The organism is Terrimonas ferruginea DSM 30193, from assembly GCF_000425585.1.
GTDB lineage: Bacteria > Bacteroidota > Bacteroidia > Chitinophagales > Chitinophagaceae > Terrimonas > Terrimonas ferruginea.
Window position 1 is genome coordinate 133,397 of record NZ_KE384400.1, and the last position, 19,748, is coordinate 153,144.

Annotated in this window: 5 protein-coding genes; all 5 read right to left on the bottom strand. The window is 47.8% G+C overall.

The features are described 5' to 3' along the window. Positions 1-5: 5 nt before the first annotated feature. Genes H608_RS0117145 through H608_RS0117165 form a run of 5 tightly spaced genes read right to left on the bottom strand, consistent with a single transcriptional unit; the run spans position 6 to position 19,271 of the window. Positions 6-7,961 (bottom strand): RHS repeat-associated core domain-containing protein, encoded by a 7,956-nt coding sequence (locus H608_RS0117145; protein ID WP_081658932.1) that lies wholly within the window; start codon positions 7,959-7,961, stop codon positions 6-8. A gap of 55 nt (positions 7,962-8,016) precedes the next feature. Then, positions 8,017-8,847 carry a hypothetical protein gene (locus H608_RS0117150; protein ID WP_028788764.1) on the bottom strand — a complete coding sequence of 277 codons (831 nt, stop codon included), beginning with the start codon at positions 8,845-8,847 and terminating at the stop codon, positions 8,017-8,019. Between the two features lie 21 nt (positions 8,848-8,868). Next, positions 8,869-15,867: a hypothetical protein gene (locus H608_RS0117155; protein WP_028788765.1), complete on the bottom strand. Its 6,999-nt coding sequence runs from the start codon at positions 15,865-15,867 to the stop codon at positions 8,869-8,871. 4 nt (positions 15,868-15,871) lie between these two features. Next, a complete protein-coding gene (locus tag H608_RS0117160; protein ID WP_028788766.1) occupies positions 15,872-16,969 on the bottom strand; it encodes a hypothetical protein in 1,098 nt (365 codons plus the stop codon). Positions 16,970-16,997: 28 nt separating this feature from the next. Further along, positions 16,998-19,271 (bottom strand): AAA family ATPase, encoded by a 2,274-nt coding sequence (locus tag H608_RS0117165; protein ID WP_155990224.1) that lies wholly within the window; start codon positions 19,269-19,271, stop codon positions 16,998-17,000. Positions 19,272-19,748 lie beyond the last annotated feature (477 nt).

The window sequence follows — 19,748 nt, forward strand, 5'->3', positions numbered from 1 at the left end:
GATGGTTATTTTTTTCTTAATACTTGTACTCCCCATGAAAAAGGAACAAACTTGTTTGAAAGCGTGGGATCCACTTGAGATGAATTATGTTGCAGCCAATACATACTCGGTAGACCAGGATATCGAGACTGAGCATCTTCGCGCCCTGCCCCAAACCTATCACGGACTGTCCACATCACACTTATATGATTGTCAGATATGCTACGAACCTGAGCATTCCACTGTTGTGTACCTCCCATAACAACCAGCATATATAGTTTGTCTCTAATTTGGGGCTTACCCAACTTCAACAATTCCGCACTTCCATCAAACCCTTCAAGTGTATTGTTAGTTTTATAGTAGTCAATGGCTATTCTTTCGAATTTTGTAGCCAATTTGACAAAAGCGGGATCTAAACTGACAAAATTGGACATATTTGAAACTGTAGTAAATAATATAGGATCTCCAGGATTAAAAACTGTACTCCCATAAGAAACTGTTCCATCAAGAAAATGGTTTAAAAGTAGTTCGCCCTCGCCTACTGCCTCTGCCACACCTGTACTTCGAATCCCTGATCCAAATGCTCGTTTGAAATCCTTTATTCTGGTCTCCAAATCATCACCGTCCGGCAAAACACTTGCGACAAGTAATGGCAATTTAACTTTAACGTCTGGAAAAAATTGCTTTGTATTGTCGCCATTGCTTGAGATAGTTGCCAATGAACCATTTTGATAGTTTGTTGAACGTCCTTGAACCCATGAACCTTTTTGGGTTGTATTATCAACATTCCAAGACCAGTTAAAATATTCATCTGTATCTTTCTTTGCGGCTACTTGGCTTTCACCTGCTTTTGCACCAGGCAACGCAGGTTCTGCTCCATCTAAATCTATGAACTTAATCGGCATATTTCCTGCAAATTGGTATGGGGTATAAAAAGGATAAGATTTGGTTAATGGATCTACACTCAAGAACTTACCTAACGCCGGATTATAAATCCTGAACCCATAATCCTGCGTACCTGTCTCCTCATCATTCTCCTTCCCATTAAACCCATACCGATATCCGTCACTTTCCACCTTCCTCCCTGGCATTCCCATACCAAACGGGTAATAATCCGTCGCACTCGCTACATCTACTGTAAAGTAATCCAACTCAGCTTCATTCGGTGCGGCCTTACCTTGTTGTAACTTCTTATCGGTAAGCGTGGTCAGCACATTACCCAAATGATTGCTCAACTCAAAGAACTTCTCGCCTCTGCGCTGCGTTTTGGTTTTAGCCGGATCAAAACCAGTTGCCAATGCGTCAGTAACCGTCGCACGGCTCTCTTTCAAGGCCATGCCCAACCGGCTGCTGCCGTATAAATGTACCTCTTTTTGCTCGATCTGGTTGAGGGCCGGTACTTCGTATACACTCATCACATTGCCACCCGCATCTCTTATGTACAGCGTTGTTTTACCTGCTGCGGTTTTGGTTATGCGGTTGCCTGAGGCATCGTAAGTATAACTGATCGTAGCGCTTGATTTGACCACGCTCGCTATCTTCCCATAGACTGTCCAGTTGATCGCCGTGATGCCTTCGGATATATCGGTCTTCAGGTTGCCGATCGCATCATAGGTATAGTTATCCGGATCAGCCTGGTCGTCGATATCTTCCGCGTAGTTGCCCGTCAGTGAGCTGTTATCTCCCACTCTTCTCAATCGGTTGTTACCTGCATAATACTCATAGCTCAGGTCATCCATCTTGTTGGGCAGACCGACTTCCGGAGCGCCATTGCGGCCATAAGTCAGGATGTTACCATCGGGATCGTAAGTAGTCGATTCCGCATAGTCCTGGATAGAGATAGGTGTCCACAGGTTCGTAGATTCATTCAGACCCTTGTAAGCCTGCATGCCTACAATACGGTTCAGTTGGTCATAGCTATAATTGTAGAACAGCGGCAGGGAGTTGGTGGTGGACGGATTACCCTTTTTCAAGCCACCATTGTTCACCGTCATCGCACCAATGTTGCCGTTGTATAATGACTTAAATGATCCGTTGTTGGGACGGGCAAAAGCACCTGTTCCTCCGATTGAATAGTAATCATTTTCGGAAGCTCCATTATCAAAATAGTGCAGTGCATAACCATAAATGTCTCTGCCAAATACCGAAGGCACTCCAACAGCCAGTCCGTCTTTGCCCATGTCCCTATCCGGTGTCAGGCTGCTGCCGTTCACCCCTTTGAGCCAGCCTTGTATGGTATAGGCATAGTCTACACCCTGCAGTTCTTTACCCAATACCATTCTCGCCAGCGGGCCATGTTTATAGTATTCATAGTTCGCTTCATGCTCCCAGTACACGCCGTCACGGCTCGTTTCAACATCCGTGATCCGGTTCTCCGCATCATACGCGTAGCGGTGATAGAAACCATCCGCCGCTCCCGGCTGGTAAGCTACTTCATTCACTTTACCACTGATCAGGTCGTATTGGTATTTGATGGTCTTTAACCGGTCCGAAGAAGGAAGGTTGGCCACACCTCTGTAGTCCTGCAACAGTTGATTGACGTTGCCGTGGATGTCATAGGTATAGAAGGTGGCGGTTTGATGCCACGTGTCCGTACTCAAGGCTTTCACCATCGAGTAACTCACGCGGTTGCGCAGGTTCTGCTGGTCGATACCGGCGGCAATACCCGGGTCGGGACTGAGCGGATTGTATTTTTCATCGTATACCGTGATCGTCAGTTGGTCCGTTACGCTTGCTCCATTCAGCCAGGTAGTCAGCGTGCTTTCTTCTTTGCTGATCGTTTGTGTGATCGCCGTAGTGTTGGCCTTCTGACCTACCTCGGTAATGCGGCCCAGGTTGTCGTACTTCGTATAGCTGTATTGGTTGTGCAGCGCCTGTTCGGCATTCTGGCTTACGGCCAGTCTGCCCAGTCTGTCGTACCAGAACTTACTCGTACCTCCATCCGGTGAGTTTTGCGCCACCACCTGGTTCAGGCCATTGTACCGGTACTGCGTCACTTTCTCATGCAGGGCCGCACGGTCCTGGTTGGCGGCACGTTTGGCCTTGATATCATTCAGGTAGGCGGTGCTATAGTCCGGTCGAACACCCGCAGGCGGCACGGTTTTCACCAGGTTACCCGCCTGATCGTAATAATAAAGGGTATAGTGGTATTCTTTTGGCAGGTAGCTGGCCGTGAAGGTTTCCAGTTTGCCCGCAGCCATACATTTAGCGCGATATTGTCGTTCAAATTCTCCCAGGTACCATTGCAGTCTGTATTCATATACCTGTTGCGCAATATGCGTGGCCATGTCGTAGGTGGCCTGGCAGGGATCGGGTTTTACAAAGATGCCGGTTGTATCGGTCAATGTTTTATCGCGGCAGATCACCGTCTGGTTGCCGCCCGTGCCCAGGTTACACTCCGTGCTGTCGATCGATCGCATGTAATCACCCCAGGTGAAGCTAAAGCCTGTGCGGTAATTCAGGAAGCGCGCGAAGTTTTTGTTATAGTTAATATCTGTCTCCGAAAGGTTGGTCGAACCCTGGATCGGTGCATTTTTATAAGGAAGATCAAAGTAAAGATCAAACTCCGCCTTCAACGCACGCAGGTCTGTACAGGTGACACAACGCGCTGCGCCTGTTGATCCGCATTGGATAAAATCAGGAATAACAACTGCCGTAGGTAATTGTATGACAGTAATGATTGTTGTGTCGCACTTTGTAACAGGGCAGTAATAGGTACAACTGTCTATCGGTACTTCTTCAATACAGGTTCCCAATTTCGGGCTCCATACATACCCCGGAGGGCAAAGGCCCGGCATATTGGCCACGCAGGTACCCAGTACCGGATCCCAGGTATAGCCGATCTGGCAAGCCTCTCCTGATCCGTCAGGCACACAGGTTTCCAACACTGGATCCCATACATATCCTTCGAAGCAGAAATTGCCTATTGGTCCTCCGGGAGCTTTGGCCGTATAAGGATCGCCGCTTTCTGACATTTTCAGCACCAATCCTCCGCCTTGCGTGCCGCAGGGATCCAGCGTACCACAAGGTAACTTCACACTTGTATTATAAGTCTGGCAGTTGTTAATGATCGTGTCGCCTATTTCATTACAACGCTGGAAGGCATTGAACAGATCCTGGCTAAGTGTGTCGCCATAAGTTTGCCACAGGTATTCATTCAGTGAACTGAGTACATTTGGATTTTTACCGCCCTTGATGGCATCTTCTTTTATTTCCGCAAAACGGTCGCAGTTGCAACTGTCAATTGCCGTTGTGTATTGTGTAGTTACCGGCGTTCCTTTACCATAAGCTTTAGGATATTCTATGATAAAGGGATTACATACATCGGTACGTGCAATACCATTAGCCGCAAAAACTGTATTGATCAGTTCTTCAAAGCTGCGGTAAGAGCCGTCTACCGGCGTAGAAGGTGCTACTTCAGATGCGCCGAAAGGATTTGCCTGGTTGCTGCCTTTGCGGCAAATCTTCACCATTTCTTCCATCAGTGTGACTAGAATCGCAGCTTTATCAGGATGTGCGTTCAATGCGGGGCATTGCTCGAACCATAATTTCCATTGAGCAATATTGGCTTCACAACGACCGGTATAAATTTCATCTTGTTGTGCGGCACTGCCCCAGTTCGGCGGCAGATTGGGTTCACCGGTTATTGGATCTGCCGGCGGCCAGAAGCTCCAGCTTCCCGGATCCTGGCTGTTATTGCCCATCTGGCTTATCTGCTGATCTTTATTGCGGGGAAAATGCAGGAAATATCCTTGTGCAATAAGATCGGTTTCATCGCTGGCAGGCAAAGGTGCCTGCTCGGCAATGTATTCATCCATCAGGCTCGTACGGGCCTGCAGGTACAGGTTTTTAAATTTATTCCAGACTGAATCTTTATCAGCAGCGGACAATGTACTGAAGGGTGGTTTATCATCGACACCAGGTGCAACACATCCCGATGCACCGGGCGTGCGTTGACAAATTGCCTGGTAGTAAGCGTACTGCCAAAGGCTTCTTCCGCCGGCGTAGTCTGTCATCAACCAGTCTTTCATCGTGGTCTTCTTGGAAACAGCAGTGCTGAGGGCAAAGAAAGGATCTTTTGCAGCCAGCCCCGGTTCAGAGGTGAAAATGTACCCTTCGGTCACCGCCTGCGCATAAGTCGGCACCGCAAAGAAAGTATGCATCCAGTTGTAACTGGGCTTCAGGTTGGTTTCAACAAATGTTAAACGATTGTATTCCGGATGGTATGGCAACAATTGCTCAGCCCAGTTGTCCTGGAACTGCTGTTCAAAATCACCGGCCAACATCGTTGGTAATACAGCGGGGGTGGTATGTATGAGCTCGTCTGTATTTCCAAACGGATCAAGATAGAATCCGAATGTCGAAGGATTGATCTTTGGTTTACGGAAAAATGGTTGTGTGGCCGGCGTAAACGTGGAGAAGATATTGTACTTCCGCTCCATCGTTGCCGTGTTAGTGTATGCCTTTGCATATTGACCGAAAGGTGGCATCATATCGGCCAGCATCAGCTCGCGCTTGGTGACCACTTCCAGGGTTGATGTACCGCAAAGCAATTCACAATTGGCTTTTGCTTTATTGTAAGCAGCCGCAATCTCCGCCGTCAGCGCCGGAGTGGGCGTTTCCGTATAACCGATAGATGTAAGATAGGCCGTGGTGAATGCGCTGAGCGTACCTACTTCAGCCTCACATTCTGCACAACTGGCTTCCTGATGGTTGGTCGGCGGGTTATCACACTGTGTGACTGCTTTTACTTCATTATAAACCGAATCGAAGATCGCCTGGTAATCTATTTCGCAATGGCTGCGCTCGAGATAGTTTGCTTTGAGTTTTTGCAGCGCTTCTTCATTCAACGTAAGTGTTTTACGGATGCTGTAAGAACCAGGCTCCAGTTGTACGGAGAACGTAATCGTTGATGTGCGTGGCGCGGACGGATTGTCCAGGTTCTGAAATAATCGCGTTGGGGTGCTGCACAGACTATCAAATTCAACACTGAGGTTGCTATAATTTTTTATCTCAACCGGCCCAACCGCTTCTCCCGACTCATCAATGACTGCTATTTGCAGATCATAAAGGCACTCATAACAAACCGTAGTTGGTTCATCACATGCGTTGAGGCTGAGGGATTGCGGCGTAAGTGTATAATCAAAATTGTATGTAGTGGTAGCTGGTACCAGCAAGCTGGTAACAGACTCGATACTATTGCCTTTAACGGAGTTGGAGTTAACATCAAGCAGGTTAACAGTCAAAGCGCTGCCATGGTCCTGGTTAGGATAGTGAACGGCATTGGTATAATCCAGCGCCTGCAGGTTAGCAGGATTTTCGCCTGCCAAAGCCGTAGCAATTGTGCGACCGTGCATGTCTACATAACTCACGCTCATCTGCCCATTGGCATCTTTCACCATGTTTTTGAAGTAGTGGCTTTTATCCCCTACTTCTGTTCCAAACAAGGCATCGAGTTCTTCCTGCGTGGGTGAGCCGTAATAGTATTTTGTTTCACGGCCGGTTCCCATTTGCATAGCGGCACCTACGCCGCTTTGCGATAATATACGTCCTGTGGCATCAGGTGTATAACGTGTCAATGCGTAAGGATAACCTTCCGCATCGGGGATATGCGCATTGATGCCTGACCTGTTTGTATTTTGAAGACTGTAGTACTGTGATGCGCTACCGTCCACATTACTTAGCAAGATGGGTGTTTTGGAACCGGTAAACTGCCAGTCAAAGAAATCAGCATGATCTTCATTGTCACCCTGCATAGGAATACCTGCATCCGGACTATTAAACAGGTTCAGATTCTTCTGGTAGGCAATCGCCTGCTGAATACCAGGAGCAGGCAATACCTGCACGGCAGGACGTCCCTCGGCATCATAAAAGCTTTCAGCCGTAACAATATTACCGGTAACATTGTCTTTCGTCACCGTCTGACGTCCCCGAAGGCTTCCGTCAAAATACTGGATAACCGTTTTGTGCTTTCCTTCTTCAGCATAACTGCTCGTGGATTGCCAGTTTAGTTTTGTTTCATGCCCGCTAAAGCCGGCACTCTGAATGGCTGACCAGGGACCGGCCACGCGGGTACCGGATGGTTGTATACTTATTCCCCGTACGCGATAATGTACTTTACCCTGTCCATCATACAAAAGCGGTATCGCAAATTCCGTGGCACTGTATACTAAATCAACACGTGATGAGTTGGTCCGTAATAATTTTTCTTTACCGGCCGTAGTGAATGAGCCGCCTACATAATAATTGGATTCGAGTTCATCTTCCAGCCATGCCCATTCTAATTGTATTGCATTATGGCCGGCATTTACCGGGGCTGACCATGATGCGTTGAGGACGTCATTGGCTGAGGTAAGGGTTGGAGGTAAATTCAGTGTAAAAGGCGTATTGCTGATCGTAAAATACCTTGTCACATAGGTCGTGTTCTCCAACGTCAGCATATTGCGATAATCCAGTGTACCAACGGCGGGCGGAAGATGCGGTGTTACCGTTACTTTTACGTACTCTGCTCCTTCAAATGTGATATACTGGCGTACATCAGATAGTTCACCAGCTCCTTTTTTATACTCCAGCGTCAGTGTTTTGTTAAGCGTCTGCAAAGGATCAGCCAGTGTTGCTTTGTATTCGATCACCAGGTCAACAGACGCGGTAAAGTCCGGCAATACGTGCGTGAGGTTGCTTTCATTCACATAAAAGCTGATCACGTTACGGTACTTGCGGCTATTGGCGTTCTGCTGTGCAGGGCTTACAATCAGGGTGCCGCTGGTGGCCCACGGCACAATATGATCGCCGGGATCCACATCCGTTACACCATTCATGGCGCTGATCACCACGTCTTCCACGCCCCCATCGGGTAGCAGGCCACGGGGTGTTTGCGCATGCAGTATGCCTGAACACATCGTCAATAAAAGGATCATCCAGGCGCAACGGTGTTTAACCGTGGCCATCATCTGTTCCGTCATCGATACAAAGCTTCGTTTCATAAGCCTGATATTATAATATAGTAAGGTGGTTCTGGTTCGTCTTCTGTTAATCGTGTTAATCTACACTGAGCCGGTAGCCTTCTTTCGCCGGCACCAGTTCATATTCGCCTTCATCATTTTTCCGCAGGTAATCGCTGATCTGTAGTGGCACGGAAGCCGCGGCCGTATGCAGGATCTGGATATAAGCGAAACTGGCTTTGTATTCGCGTACAAAACATAACCCGATGCCTTGTACGGTGCGTAGAACACCTGCGTTTCCGAATTGCGTCCGGAAGGCGGCACTGTCTGCCGGATCGATGGGCATCAGTGTGCGCTGCAGGGTTTCCACACGCTTCGGCTCACGGGTTGCGCTGTCGTATACGAGCGTGATCTCCTGTCGCGGAATATCTGTTCCTGATACGTTTGTCCGGGCTACGAGGTGGTATTGCGGCGCAGGAACAGCCTCATTGCTCATTCCCTGTTGTATGGTAAAGGCTTTGGAAAGATTCACCACTGAAGAGTCGTTGGTGATTGTTCCCAGGTAGCGGCGTAATTGCACACGGGCTTGTGTGACGTCTGTGCTGACCAGCACTTGTTCTACGCGGTGATTGATCATCATCGACACGCTGTCGGTGATCAATTGCTCAATATCGCCAAACTGTATATAAGCCTGGTCAGCGCTGCCGATGTAGAAATAGCCATTTGCACTAATGGTATCAGACGGCTGCAATACCAGGTTGGTGAAGGACTGATATTTAACGGTGGCCTGCAATGGTGTCGTCTGGTATTGTGTGCAGGCGGTCAGGAAACCCCGGTAAGGAGCCAGGGTGTCCGTTTGAGCCTGCACGGCTACCGCCACAAACAAGGTCGTTGTCAGCAGCAGGCTTTTTATAATGGAACGCAACATAATCGTATATTTTTCTATTCGTTATTGAAATGTGGTGATGTCTTTCTGACGGGCACTACGGGTTTCTTTGATCGTCTTGACGCCTTCAGCCGTCTCCGCCTTTGTACGGATCAAACCGCCTTCTTCGTCGTATTCGTAGAAGACTGCATAGTTATTGGCATCCAGTTCGGCCAGCAGGCGCATATTTACGGGGTCGTATACATAACTCTTCATGTTGGCCGGGAACGGATGTATGCGGATGTCGTCGAAGTAGCCTTTGCCGGTACCTGTTTTCATCATATCAACACGTACAGCTTTGGCATTCGATGGTGCCGTAAATTCCGCTTCCACACGTTGCCATCCTTCCACAATAGGACCGGCAGCAGTTATAATTTGTGGTGAAGGCAATTCAGCCCCAGTTTCATCGAAGTACACGAGTCTGAATTTCGCATCGCTGTAAGTGGACTTTGTACAAGGGGTATTGCATTCTTCTCTAACCCATCCGCTCAACAGCATGCGGGTATTTTCCGGGATACGGAACAGATCATTCTTCATTTCTTCCTTGCCCGGGATTGGTTTGGTAAACTCGCAGCCATTTATCGTGGTCAGTGTTCTATAGCCGGCATAATTTACGAGGCTGCTGGTCGGTACAATATCCACCGTTACTTGTGTTTGATATCCCAGTACGGATGTATGTCCATGACTCGACGGGTAGGCCGCAGCATCGCCGTTCGGCGGCGTAATAGTGGGGAAACAAACCGGCGTATAACCGGGACGGATCATCAGGTATTCTACCAGATATCGTCCTTTACACAGCTCGAAAGATGGAGATACCACTGCCGGCTGGGCATTGAAAATATAGCTTGATTGATAACTGAACAGGGTGCTGCCATTCAAATCTTTCACCTTAATATTTACATAAGGAAGGTTCCAGCCCTGGTACCATTGATAGGTATCATAAGCTGCTATGATATTGAATGTAAGTTCTGTAGGCCCCTGCACATCCAGGTATTGGCTTGCATTCACACGGAAGCCATGATACGGTGGAAAGCTGGAAGGAGGAATAGAATAATCCTGTCCTACGGTTAATTGCACACCATAATCGCCATTACCAGCTTGTCTTGGAAGAACGGATGCCGAGTAGGGCTTGTCATTCGTCTCACAAGGATCGAAGCCATTGAGATTGACACCCGGATCGATCAGGCTTTTCGTGATATCGGTTTCATCCGCTACTATATCATACGCGTAATTAGCGGTATTGACACCTATCTGATAAAAGCCAAGCGCGTTGTTCTGTCCGGCATCCAACCGGAAGAAATTATTACCGGTATGAGCGTTGATGCCTTCTGCATCGGCATTTACCACCTGACCATTCAATGGTAACAATTCAAGTTCGCTGCATGGTGTCACAGCTACGCTATTCAGCGATTCGTTGTAACCGACATCTTCATAACTCTGGTACAGGATCTGATCATACCGTGCGTTGTTAGCAATAGCAACGGGCAGGCTTTTACGATACCCGTACTGCGCTGCTGTATAAATGTTCAGCGCGTCTTTGGTTTCCAGTTCGAGACCGCGTGAATTGACGCGCGTGATCTCACTATTCCATACCCAGCGTGACTCCGGTATTGTAACGAGATTATTCTGTGCGTTGAATTGCCAGTAAGGAGCAAAATTCAGCAGTGTACCATTTGCAGATAATTTTGTACCGCTGGTAACAGATGTTTGACCTTCGGTACGTTCACCATAAAAAACCATGTTACGGTGAGGACGGAAAGTTCCGAGCAGTCCTTTCACATATGGGTTCACCGTTTCGAGTTGCTGACCAAGACAAACGAATGATGTAAGGCCCGTGCACATGTTGGTGGCCACTCTTCTGATCACATCCGGATCGACCTGCCATTTCTCTTTGTATTCAACCGCGGAAGCATTCAGCACTTTGGTTGTTGAGCCGGGCAACAATTTGCGGACACCAGCCGTCTCCACTTCCGGGTTCTCCAGTGAGGTAATGCTGGCAGCAGGAGTAGTAAGCATATTACGTTTACCGCTGCGGATGATGCGCAGGGTAACATTCGCTTTTGTATAAGGTTTGCCTGCGGCATCGATGAATAAAAGGTCAGGAGTTGTATTGGTGAGCGAACTGTTATTCTTGTTGCGGTCGTAAGCCCAAATACGTTTGATGGCATCGGAAGACTGCAGAGCAGCCCAGCAGGGATCGGAAGGAGTTGTTCCGGAGATGATATAAATCTCATCACCGCTTTCGAAGTAATCCTTCGGTGTTTGTGGTGCGAGTCCACCGGTGATCTTACCATCCGTAAACTGGATGCCGCTCAGGCGGGCATCGATATTTTTATAGGCCAGGCCCATACCGCTATAGGCCCAGTACGCGGGATAAGTAGTATTATAAACAGGTTTATCAAATTCATTGTTCGTCCGGGTAACAACCGGGGTGCCGGTATTTGCATCGAAGACGAGGTTGCGGGTGCTGACTACGCTGCCTTTGTCCATGACCACCACGCTATCGACGACGCTGTGGTAATTGACGAGTTTGGTGGTGGTTACTGCGCGGTAGATACTTTCACTGGTACCGAATACCGGCCAAATGAATGGCAGCCATACCGGAAGTGGCGCAGGAATCATCCAGTCGACCTGGGCCTGCACGGCAAGGCTTGAACTCTTAACCGTAAACTCTCTTACATCGGTCATCAATTCGATGTCAACTCCCATTGAGCCGGGTTTGACCACACCGCCAAGATCATTATGAACAAAATCAAATTTTTCACCCAACCCATACTTACCTGTATTACGATAAAAATATTCGGTATAACTCATACGTGTATTGGGATCTGTTTCTGCGTATGAACTCTGCGACTTGATTTTACCATGCATGTCATTCGTCTCTACCAGGAATCCCTGGCTGATAGCACGGCTGTCGAATGACCATTTCTTAAAGAAGGCCATCATTGAAGCATCGTGTTTTTGTCTGTCACTTTCCGGATCCAGGCTGGTATAACGATGTCTGACGGGATAGTCTTTTGCAGTATAATATTCCGTAACCTGATGACCAATACCGGATCTGGATTTTTTGCCATACTTAGTATCTCCGCTTTTAATGGAACGCGTAGTCACTTTACTGTAGCCAACCACTGGAGCCGGGAAAAAGGCATCTAACACCGGCATCTCTATGGCTTCGTAGTTCGCGGGACCTAATGGTAGTCGATCGGACAACTGTAAGATTTCCTGGTAAGGATTTTCTTCGCCCCCTATACTCGGTTCGTAAGAGGCTACGCCGCTACTGATCGTACGAGCCTGACCATTAAACATTTCCGTTGTAGTGTAATCATATTGCTGGCCATATCGTGACGTATGCTGACCGGTCATGGCGTTCCAGTTATCTTTTATGACAACACTTTTAACCCGGTGCCCCCCGCCATTCTTTTTTCCAACAGGTTCGTTGAGGCGTACAAATGATTCCTGGAGCACAATTTCCTGTGCTTTCTTCTGTTCGCGCAGAAAGTTAACAGGATTTTTAAATGCCCCTTTCATGCCGTCGACCATTCCACTCAACATATCACCGAACTGCTGTAATGAGTTACCCTGAGGTTCATATCCGGCAAATGCTTGTCCGGGCAGATGTTCACGCAGATATTCAATCGCGGTAAGCGACAAAGGACCATATCCGTCAACCTTTCTGAGTTTGATCCATATTTCATTGGCATTTTGTCCAACACCATAATCTTGTATATTGGCGTACATAGTCAGGTACTCTTTACCTTTGGGCATCTTCACTGCCAGTTTAAATGCAAGCTGACGTAGTCCTGCCAGGTATTTATTATAAACGTCCTGCTTATTTACACAAGGCTGAGCTACGGTTACATAGATTTTGTCGTTATCGTCAACGCTACCGGAGGAGTTTACATCATATAAACGGTTTCCTGTATTGGCGGCATCACGTCCGGTATGGGTGATCGGCATCATCACTGTGGCACGGCGCTCCTGTACAAATGCGTAATCATCCGCTTCGTATTCGACCTCTATCTGCCCACCCGAAGGCAGCAATACTTTATTCAACATCCATGCAGCTGCGTTGGCATTGTTAAAAGACGCATAGCCCTGCAATGCATACGGATAAATACTATTTTTCAAGCCCGTCACCCCACCTTCGTCAGCCGGGTTATGCGCTCTTGGCTTGAAATTCCCCCACCGATCAGTCGAGGCAGGGGTATAGTTTGGATTATTACCGTAGTTAAATACATACCGGTTACGTTTTCCCCGATTATTTTGCGCTTGGCCGTTATAAGTAAAATAAATACTCTTCAATGTCAGTTTGCCTTTGTTGGCATTCAGATCTATGCTTCCGACATTTTCTGCCGCTCCTGTATTGCCCGGTGCTCCCGCGCAAAGTGAATAATCATACTCAAACCAGACAGTTTTAATCGGCTTCGCGTTGGCGAGTCCGTTCTTTTTAATATCTGCTTTATTATAGAGATCAATTTTTTTTAACCGCTTTACTGATGCGTCACTCGTATTGATTCCCTGCATTACGCCTGACACACCCTTTCCATCTTTACGATCTTCCAGAGTAAATAGCGCAATCATGGTTTTACTTTCAATAGAATGAACATACCACGACTCGCGTTCACCGTAAGTGATTAGCGCCTTATCGTCTTTAGTCTCGGTAAGGTTGCCACTATTGAAATGCGCGATTGCCTGACCATTCGGAACATATGGCGTTCTCCATTTGTAGGTACCGGTTTTTACGTAGTTAAACTTAACTGCAGAGCCCTGGTCATCTTCTGTGATGCCATTACCGGTTACGTCAACATAGTCTGGGGACAACAGGCCTGTCAGCAGGTACGAGTGAGCATAGGCCGGGGTGCGTGTATTCAGAATATAACCATCCCGGTTATCGGGGAACGCAACATTCACGTTTGTTTCACCAGCATTTACATCTACCAGATCATGTTGATCCGGAGTGCCGGAAGTGGTGAATGTATATTCTCTCTGATCCAGATTGTAGACAGGAAGACCGTATACATATTTTCGTCCATCTGCTTCACTAACATCAATTTCTGAAATATGATGGGGCTGGCGTCCTTCGCTCACATTTATACGTGAAAGGGAAGCATACTTCAACGTGTCAGCTTCAACTACCGTAGCGATGTTGTAATTACGCAATACATGTTCAAGTCCAACATCTTGTGCCTCCTTTGCGGTAAGAACATTCATTACCTGAGATCTTTTTTGGCGGGCCGCAGCATCGGATACACTGGTCATGTTGATACTTGTTAGCGGACGCCGAGCTTCGTCAAAACGCTCTAACACAGGTTCTATCGTCGCGTTAGCTTTTGTTCCTCCCAATTTAAATCTAACAAGATCAGCGTCTCCAATTCGGCTATAGCGATCATCATCCATGACACTATTTTCACCGGGATTGCGGAAATACACCTGTTCATTTAACTTATCATTTTCTTTGAACGGTAATGTAGAGCGCAGGCGGTTACCCTGTTCCCATTCGCCGGATGTAGAGGGAGTCTTAATCAGGTTAAAGTTCGCTCCGATATGTCCGGGTATACCAATATCAACACCTGCACTTATACTTTTATCTTTTGATTTTACCTTGTTATCTCTTACATAACCATGATCGTTCCGGTAAGCACGCATCACACCTCCTGTTCCCTCCCCACTGATTGAAAATACATCGTAGGCATATTGTGGCACGGCGATAACAGGTGTCTTTGCGGTAACTTCTCTGTCTCCGAACCTGGAGAAATCCATGATTGCATCCCGGTTACCTTGTGCTTTATGAGCATACAGATACCCAACCATTGGCTTTTGCTGAACCCGGTCGGCCTGCGCGAGTTCAGATTCCTGTTTGTATACTTCAATTTCAACAGATCCTGAAATCCCCGTCATACCAGCTCCGATCTGAAAATGGCCGGAATGTGCGGAATTGCTGATTGGCATACGCATTGCAGGAGTATAAGATGGCTTTGCAAAACTGATCGTCACACCATTCCTTGTCCCAACAGAACTACTGTTAATGAGAGCTGAATTTTCAGACAACAACTTGGCTGAGTAATAATTAAACGATCCCTGTTCAGAAAGTTGCAGCGATTTTATTCCTGTTCTTGAATTGTAGCTCGTACTTGCTCCCAGGCCCGCGCCGAAATCCGCACCACTGAAACCCAGCCTGGCACTCAGCGATATATTAGGGTTAATGGTCAAACCACTCCTGGAATTCATATTGGCATCAATACCAATACCGATGCGCAAACCCAACGAGTCACTAGGTCTCTTTTCATTTGTAGAGAGATCCATTATTTTCAATGAAACCCCTCCTTTAAAACCAACATCTAATGCTGGTCCGAGATAGTTGTTAAACGAAGCGCCTAAACCAACACCAAGGTTTATCCCCAGCATATCCTTCAGCCCCACAAATTCGACATCCGCTCCAAAACGTCCTCCCCAGGTAATGTTTGGTTTGATATTCTGTTCCTGTATTACTTTCTCCGTACCATCAAAATCATCCGGTACACCACGCACGTTACGGCTGACCGTACCGGGGTTGATATTCCAACCCAGCCCCACCCAGCCCGCTTCCTGCTCGGGTGTGATACCACCGGTATAGAAAATATTCACTGGATAACCACCCACATCAAGCAGCGGTATGTTATAACTGAAATCACCGGTAAACGTATTCACCATGTCATTCGCACCGGCCGGCTTAAAGCCCAGCATCTCCGGTTGCGAAGGTCCACCGATGTCAACTTTCTTTTCACTTACCGGTCCTTCTACCGCATCAACGATCAGCTCTCCACCACGCAGCGAAGCAGTGGCGGTACGTTGCTTGTTATTACCAACAGTAGCTCTCACTTCTTTCCTTACACCCGCCGTCATAGTTGCTCCCGCACCCCGGTAGTAGTTCAACTCACGCCGGGAAGCCGCGTACAACGGCATCATCATTTCCCCGGAAAATGTCAGCAGCAATGCCAAGGCAACCGGCTTTGCGTATTTCTCCGATATTCGCTGAATCATCATATTGCTAGTTTTGTGCTGTTAAAGTGAATAAGGCTTTGTGTTTTTTACCTGCCGGTGTGATCAGTTCAATCGTGTAAACCTGTCCACCCGTAATACCTGCTTTCAGTTTTATGCGCAGGTAATTGTCTCCATACACTATGCTTTGTTTTTCCTGCTGTACGATTTTACCTTGTGCATCGCGAATCTGTATCTGTCCTTCATAGTTCCCGGTGCGTGATACATGTTTCAGATACAACTGATTCGTGGCAAGATGGAGATAGGGGGCAGACTGACCGTCGCCTGCCAGCATTGAATAACTGATTCTTGAAGAATCGGTACCGGCCGGTGCATTCTCACGAATCGAGAATACCCATGTTTCCGACTTCCCGGCATACTGGCGGCCATCCCGCGCGACCACCTGCCAGGCATACCATTTTCCTTTTTCAAGTGATGGCATTGCCGCACTGTAAGCAAGCATGTTGTTGCTCCAGTTGGCGGTATGATAGATGGGCAGGTTTTCCTGTACGGCTTCTGCTGCCCGCTGCCCTTCGCGCACTTCCACGAGAAAGTAATCGTATTGCAATACGGGAAACAAAGCCGCCGGCGCGGGTGGTGTCCACGTAAATTGTGCAGGCGCCTGATCCAATTCACTACTATCTGTCGGGTAAATGAGCATCGGCGGGCTCAACGCTTCAATGTCGAATGAAAAACATTCCTGTGATAAAGTCTCCGAGTTCTCCGATTGGAAATACACGTAGGAGTAACAAGCCGAATACGAGCCCGCAGGCAACAACCCGTTCAGGGTGTTGTCAGGCTGCATACCTGTATAGTTGTATTGTACCGGTGAAAAACTATTGACGTTAACCGTATTGGCTCCTTTTTTCAGGAGGAAGGAATTGGTAACAGCCGTCAGTAGCTCAAGACCCGTACTGCGGTCGCGGAGTGTCAGTTCCACCACGCCGTTCATGTCCTGCGCGGTACCGTTCACCAGCACCAGGTTCCACAGTTGATTTTTTTGCACCAGACCGACGGCCGGTAACGTACCCTGGATCTGTACCTGGGACAGCGCGGCGCTACCCGTAAGGAGCAACACCAGCCACGCGGCCAGTAATTTTCTTTTCATGCTTCGGTTTTAGTTTACACCACGCTTATTAAAAAGTGCGGTAAAAATTTACTCTTCCCATATCCATCGGCAACAGTTGCCGCCGGCTGCCCGGCAGGTAGCTGCGCTCATATAAAAACTGTATTCTTCCCAACCATTTTATGGCGACCGTCAGTCCGCCTGTTCCTCCCCACAGTTCCTGCTGCGGCTGCACCCGATTGTACTTTAGTCCTCCCTGTAACTGCAGCCAATCTTTCAATTGATAAGCGGCTGATTGCTCCCAGGTCGTTACTTTCAAGCCTTCCTGTCCCGCATAAGAGAACCCCGATTGCAGTTGCAGATTTTTCAGGAAAAAAGAATGATTGACGGACCAGCTTGTTGCATTATAATAAATGAATGAGGTATCGCCCGGTTGGTTATAAAAACGTAAGTACGAAATGTTGGTGGCCATGCCGGTATTGTTCAGACGACAGGCATAAGAAAGTATACCGGTAAGCGTGTTGTATTGATTCTCCACCAACACCTGGTTATCGAGCAACGTCAGTTGCGAACTTGGATAATAGCCAACCGTCAGTACCGGATATTTCGGTATTCGCACGGTAGCCATGATCGATTTAAAAACCGTTTTGCTTTGCAAACCAGGATTGAGATAAGCATTAGAAAAATCGTTCTTGCGCAATCCGGCTTCCACCTGCAATTGTTTTTTCCAGAACAGTTGTTTCAATTTAACGGCATACGATTCCTGCTGCGAATTGACCGGCTGCAGGTTGAAGGATTGAAAACGTTCACCCGATTTGCGGTAGAATGCATCAACCGTTGTAAATGTCTGCGGAAAATGGCTGCGCCAGCGCACCGCGTAAGCTTCATTACTGCGCTCGCTGACATTGAATAATTGTTTGCCATAAGCAGGTTGTCTCTCTGTACCGGCAGTGGGACTGAATGAAGAACGGGCGATCTCCAGTACAAGGGAGTGGTGTTCGTTGAGTTTCAGTTGACTTTCCACGGACAGCCCCATTATTTTATTCCGGGGTGTGGCTGTAGTGCCTGTACTATCGGTCAGGAAGTTTACGAGTGCACGTTTTCCGCCGTAGTAGGTAAAAATGATATTGTTTCCTTCTTTTTTGCCCCACCCTACCCGCACAAACTGTAAGGATTGCGCAGGCATGCGTTTGCGGTTGGCCACCACGAAATCGCGGTAGCGTGCATCGATACGTCCTGCGCCTGCGGCGACATACAGATTGCCCGGGTTCAGCTCAGCGTGCGCGCCTGTCAGCGAAATATTTTTAATGGTGAGTTCGGAATAATCGACCCAACTCCGTCCGATACCTACATTTTTGACGGCCATCAATGAACGCCAACCCTTCGGCACGGAACCGGCCATTCCGGGATTGTCTTTCAGGTATTTTTCCAGGGAGGCCTGGTCGCGGATGCCATTAACAGCCTGCCGCGCGAGTTGTTCATTTCTTTTCAATGCCTCCTGTACCTGCTTCAAATGCTGCGATGCACTGTCAAGCTTTTGTTCCATTTGCTGATGGCTATCCTTCAGGCGTTGCAAAGCGGCAATTTCCGGGTACGTTACCGTGTCTTGGGCAAAAAATGAAAGGCCTTGTTGAATCAACGAATCGTACTGGATCATCACCCTGCGCTTCAATGCTTCGATATCAGGTGCCTGCTGTTGTTCTTCAGCCGCCACTGCCTTCACGCGGGATTCGATAAACCGCTCGCGTACCTGAACGAGATTTGCATATTTTGAAGGGTCATCGAGTTGCTTACGTAAGCCGTTAGCTTTATTACGGTACTCCTCAACTGTTGAGCGTAATGCAGTCTGTAAAACTCTCAGGCTATCCAAACGGCCGGTAATCATACGTTGTGCATCTGCGGCCAGCCGTTGTCGGATGCGGTTCATGACCATTTTATCCGTGAAGCCGAGATTAAGATCAAACCGGTCCCTGAAAAAAGGTGAGTTGCTTATCCGCTGGCGGATCACGATACGCGTTGGCAGATGATCCTTGTAAACTATCCGCAGATTAGCCTGCAGGGTATGTTGTGAAAGGTCGCGTTGAAAATAGGGTGTATCAACAAATGAGCGATACATATAGTCGTACATCACGTCGCCATGCACCTGAAATAAAGGTTGCCGGGGTGCTGAGGGGAGTACGATCCAGGAACAGGAAACAGCTTCAACAGTGGAGAAAGGCAATTGTTTGCAGTAACGGGCAGCACCAATACTATCGCCTTGCTGCGCACTTGCTACCAGGTAAAAGTAGCAGGCGCACGCGAGTAGGCATACGCGTAGCGTTGTCGGTTGGTGGTGGTGGTACAATGGACGGTGGTTTGGTTCGTCGTTCTTGAAAAAAATGGCTCGTAATGCTAAGATGCATAATTTTTATCGACTCCACACGCGTTAAAGGTTTTTTTTATTTTTTTAATAAAATGTTTATACTCCGCGCACGCAAACTCACTTTAAAAACCAGAAACATTGGTTTTCAGCGTTTGTTATATAAGAAAGAAATATTTTTTGAGGAAAGGTGTGGATTCTTTTTTTCGGGCGGGTGCTCGCTGTGGTACCCCGGTTACAGATCAAAGCGGTTTTTTGGGCGCTGCTTGCAGTTGCTTGTTGGTCGGGAGACCAACAAGGGCTTCTCACTTTCAAACAACATGCTTTCTTTTCCTCAACCTACGAGATTTTTTCTTAAATATTTGTGCACCGCCTGCAGTTGCTTGTTGGTCGGGAGACCAACATGGGCTTCTCACTTTCACACAACATGCTTTCTTTTCCTCAACCTGCGAGATTTTTTCT